Consider the following 4,384-nt stretch of genomic DNA (forward strand, 5'->3'; position numbering starts at 1 on the left):
GAAAGCCTAGTCAAAGAGCTGTCACGAGAACACCGTTAGCTTAGCGTACGATTTTTTCCGAATTCTGCGGTTCCCCCGGATCCTGCAGGGTGTTTCTGGATCAGGCCACACTCCCGAACGGGGACGACTAGCGCAGTCTGTCGTGCCCCCTTCGGGAGTCGCCAAGCGCAGCGCGGCAGGCAGTTAGACCCGCATCCAGCGCAGCAGCAGGGCCAGCGCAGCAATCCATGCCGCCACGTCCCAGGAAGGCCCTGCCAAGGCGCGGTAGAGCGGACCAAGGCCCAACCAGTCCGCAGCCCAGTACAGCAGGGCTTTCGCCGCAAACACGGCGGCCATTACCGCCACCGTATGCCACAACATCAGCCCCGGAAACCGATCACTCAATCGCACCTCAATCCACCTCCACGCCTGCATCGAGCAACCGTTGCCGCCATGTATCGGCGGACAACAGGGCATAGTGGGCCACATGCTGGCGCAGGTATTCAGTATCAATGACGATCCAGCGGCTGCCGTCGTCATCGTTCATCCAGTCGATGGTCGCATCGAGGAGGTCGATCAGCGGTTCACTATCCGCCCATAGCCATGGGGAGCCTTGATAGCTCGCCAGTTCATACTCAACCGGGGGGAACTGGCGAATATGCGCCACCGTGGGGTTCTAGGGATTTTCCGTCCAAAAACGACAAAGTGCTCTGGAGGCCACGCCGTCCGCGGCCTCCAGAGGGGTATTACTTTTTTGGCGCTTCACATAGCCAGTCACAATAAATCAATCACTTAGCAGTCTGAATGTCGCATTTGGACGGAAAATCCCTAGAACCCCTATTTGAGGTCCTGCTTGATCTGATGAAAGCCGGGATTCAGCACCACCGGCTTGGCTTTGAAATAGCCCAGCAGTACCACCAGCATGTAACGCTGGCCCCGATGACGGAGGCTTTTAGCGATCGCCAGTTCCTTATCGTTCAGCGAGAAAAAGAAGCGTTGGTCGGCGGAGGTGAAAGCGGGGGGTCCATATAACTCATCTTGTTCTGCCTCGGACAAGATTTGGACACGTTCTTCGAATGCCATGGATTTAGCCCAAAAAGACTAAATCTTACTCAAACAGAGCCCAAATAGGGATCTCGAAAAAAGTAATACCCCTCTGGAGGCCACAGACGGCGGGGCCTCCAGAGCACTTTGTCGTTTTTGGACGGAAAATCCCTAGAACCCCTATGCGGTAGTTTCGACATGATCACCAATGCAATAGCATTCAGGAGACGGCTAATAGGTTTTTATCCTATTACAGTCTTTCTGCCGCAATGGCCTTCGCTTTCCATGGAGGACATCAGCGGATCGACGACAAATCGACCTCTATCCGCCTAAATCCAATGTTGTTTGCGGTGTTGGCCGCCGCGTCGATGCTCTTGAACACACGCCAGCCACCGCGTTGTCGTTCCAGGACAACGGTTTCGCTCTGTTTGCCGAACTGAACCAGGTGCAGGTGGTAGCCCTGACCCATCGGCGTCGGCACGATCATCGCCTTTGAGAACCCACCCTGCTCAAAGATCCATTTCGCTTTCAGCTCTTCCATGTCATATCTCACATTTGATGAATCAATTTGCGAATATGATAGCCTGTTGCGGTGTCCTTGGGTAGCGCCTCGGTACCGGTGCGCCTCCCCTACCCCATCAGCTGAGCCTCGGGGGCGTGAACTGGCCCAGTGAGAGAGACGAAGAGAGCGAAAAGAAGCGAAAGAGAATGATGCAGTGGGAAATAAACCCTCAGATGGTCGGGGTTGCAGCAGGAGGTGACAGTGAAGACCCCCGCAGGGTGACATAAGCAAGATGGCATATTATTGCGATGTCCTTCGAGGACAACTGGCTGGTTGTCCCTGATGAACGTTAAGCCGTTCTCAGTTTGCGAAGCCACCGATATTGCGCTGGATCAATCCGCAGCAGCTCCGCAACGACCGAATCGCGCCTCTCGGCAGTCATGCGGGTCAGCAGTGACCGGACATCGGCCTCTATGCTGTCACGGCTAGCGCCTCTGACTTCTGCCTTGCCGTACCACTCATGGCCTTCAACGATCATGCCCAGCTCCATACAGACCGCGCCAAGGAGTGTGCATGGCCTGAAATTCTTGGGTTGAAGGCGGTGTGCTTCCTCTCCCATGGCCATGGCATCAGTCCTATTGCCTTGGTCACGCAATGCGCCACCATGGGTAGTCAGAATGGCGGACTTGAGTTTGGGCTGTTCCTGGCGCTTGGCCGGGATGGCAGCGAGCAGAGTGATCGCCTCACCAGATGCAGCGCATTTGCGTAAATGGCCGCTGGCATTGACCGCACTCCAAGGGTTTTTGCTGTTACGGTATTCGGCAAGCCAATGGTCGGCTTCCAGCCGGTTGTGGGCGTGAACGACCGCCTTGGTCTCATACTTGCGCCCCGTACTCTTGAGCCAGATCGTCTCGGCCTCAAGTAACCTGGTGCCAGCATCCAGTTTGTCCAGGATGGCCATGAGTGGTTTGAAGTGGTCAGGTTCGACAAAGGCAAGGACGGCGTATTTCTCCCTGAGCGCCTGGTTCTTCACCCTAGCGATCTGCTCGGGGTCGTTCACACGCTTGACCCGCTCAACGTTCAGTCGCGCTTCAATGGCTTTCAGCGCCCCCTGAATACCCTTCTTAGCTGCGACGTTATGCGCTGGGAGCTTCCGCTGTTGTTCATGCAACAGCATCATCCTCTTCACCTGCTCCGACTCTCGCTGGGGCGCTGGAGGCATCGAGGTTGTTGGTCGGTAGGAATGCACAATCTTCCGCCCCTTATAAAAGCCTGTCGCTAAACTGCGCTGCGCCCGCTCCTCACCTGACATGCGTCTGAACTCAGTGAGAGTCATATTGCCTTCGGTAAAGCCTCTCAAGGCGCTGAGGCCGTGGCTGGCGAGAATGCCATAGCTGCTGGCAGACAGCGGCTCGTTCCTGAAAATGGCCTCAAGCAGACTATGGAGCGGATCGCCAATCGAGATCGCAGCGGGTATATCATCAACAAGGTAATGCTGAGCAAGATCCATGGGAGACAACGACATCAAGAACACTCCTTGTTCAAGGCAAAACGCCACGATACTCAATTTTCAATAGAGCCACAAAAGGTGACTGCTCCCCGCCCTAACGGCGAGGCTTCCCACTTCTTAGGCCGCTACCGTCGCTGTGACGGATTTACGCTGGCCTCCATGGGCTGAAACGACGAGTCCCGCCGCTTTTAATTCCAGAATGCCTTTCTGTCTGATGTTGAGCGCGGCATTGAGGTCGCGGTCATTGATAACCAGACAGGAAGGACACTGCCAACTCCGTTCACTGAGTTTCAACTCAGTCAGCTTGTGGCCGCAACAATGGCATGTTTTAGAGCTGGCGAACCACTGGTCAACTTTGACCAGATGCACTCCTGCTGCTGTGGCTTTGTATTCCAGCTTCATGATGAAACCATGCCAGCCTGCATCACCGATGGCGCGGGCCAGCTTATGGTTTTTCATCATGTTGGCTGATTTTAGGGTCTCCACGATGATCGCTTGGCTATCGCCAATCAAGGTGCGAGAGAGTTTGTGCTGAAAATCGGCGCGGGCATTGGCTACCCGCTCGTGCAGGGCTGCCAGTTGCCGCCTTGCTTTACTGCGGTTGGCACTACCCCATTTCTTGCGAGCCAACGCCTTTTGTTTGCGCCGCAAGTTCCGGCTGGCATTGAGCAGGTGGCGCGGGTTGGCAATCTTCTTGCCGCTGGACTGGATGAGGTAGTGGGATAGTCCCATATCGCAGCCGGTCACATTCGTGATGAACGTAGGCTTGGTCGGTGCCTCGCAGCCATCCTCGCAGAGGATGGAAGCATAATATTTGCCTGTCGGGCCGCGACTGACCGTAATGCTGGACACTACGCCAACAATGTCACGATGAATGACTGCCTTGATAGGCGTCATCTTCGGCAATTGGATGGCCTCAGCCAGCACTTTCCCGTTGGGGTGATAGCTTGATTGTCTGCCCCGCTTGCTCTTGAAGGTGGGCATTTGAGCCTTGAGCTTGGGATTGAAGAAGTTGGCGAATGCCTTATCCAGATTGATCACCGCCTGCTGCAAGGCTTGCGAATCGTACTCTTTCAGCCAGCCGTATTTGCGCGACCTTTTCGCTACTGCAAGCAGGGGTTTCAGGTCACGCTTTGGCGAAAGCGATACGCCATGACGTTGATACATGTGGCGTTTGAGTTGAAGGGCCTTGTTGTACGCGAACCGCACTGCGCCGAACTGGGCATTGAGGAATGCCGCTTGTTCGTCGGTGGGGTAGATGCGTACCTTAGTGGGGTTCTAGGGATTTTCCGTCCAAAAACGACAAAGTGCTCTGGAGGCCCCGCCGTCTGTGGCCTCCAGAGGGGTAT

Annotated in this window: 5 protein-coding genes and 1 pseudogene; all 6 read right to left on the bottom strand. The window is 55.4% G+C overall.

Annotated features, from left to right (window positions below):
- Positions 1-183: 183 nt before the first annotated feature.
- Positions 184-384 (bottom strand): hypothetical protein, encoded by a 201-nt coding sequence (locus PG892_RS21715; RefSeq protein ID WP_128274297.1) that lies wholly within the window; start codon positions 382-384, stop codon positions 184-186.
- A gap of 7 nt (positions 385-391) precedes the next feature.
- Positions 392-646 carry a hypothetical protein gene (locus tag PG892_RS21720; RefSeq protein WP_257712528.1) on the bottom strand — a complete coding sequence of 85 codons (255 nt, stop codon included), beginning with the start codon at positions 644-646 and terminating at the stop codon, positions 392-394.
- A 173-nt stretch (positions 647-819) separates the two neighbouring features.
- Positions 820-1,062 (bottom strand): annotated as a pseudogene (locus tag PG892_RS21725) (DUF4158 domain-containing protein); the annotation flags it as partial.
- 256 nt (positions 1,063-1,318) lie between these two features.
- Positions 1,319-1,564 (bottom strand): plasmid replication protein RepB, encoded by a 246-nt coding sequence (locus tag PG892_RS21730; RefSeq protein ID WP_101618213.1) that lies wholly within the window; start codon positions 1,562-1,564, stop codon positions 1,319-1,321.
- 310 nt (positions 1,565-1,874) lie between these two features.
- The gene (locus PG892_RS21735) at positions 1,875-3,050 is read right to left on the bottom strand and encodes a hypothetical protein (RefSeq protein WP_101618215.1); all 1,176 of its coding nucleotides are present in this window, start codon (positions 3,048-3,050) and stop codon (positions 1,875-1,877) included.
- A gap of 102 nt (positions 3,051-3,152) precedes the next feature.
- The gene (locus tag PG892_RS21740; RefSeq protein WP_270670403.1) at positions 3,153-4,295 is read right to left on the bottom strand and encodes an RNA-guided endonuclease TnpB family protein; all 1,143 of its coding nucleotides are present in this window, start codon (positions 4,293-4,295) and stop codon (positions 3,153-3,155) included.
- Between the last annotated feature and the right edge of the window lie 89 nt (positions 4,296-4,384).

The organism is Aeromonas sp. QDB68, from assembly GCF_027707405.1.
Classification (GTDB): domain Bacteria; phylum Pseudomonadota; class Gammaproteobacteria; order Enterobacterales; family Aeromonadaceae; genus Aeromonas; species Aeromonas caviae.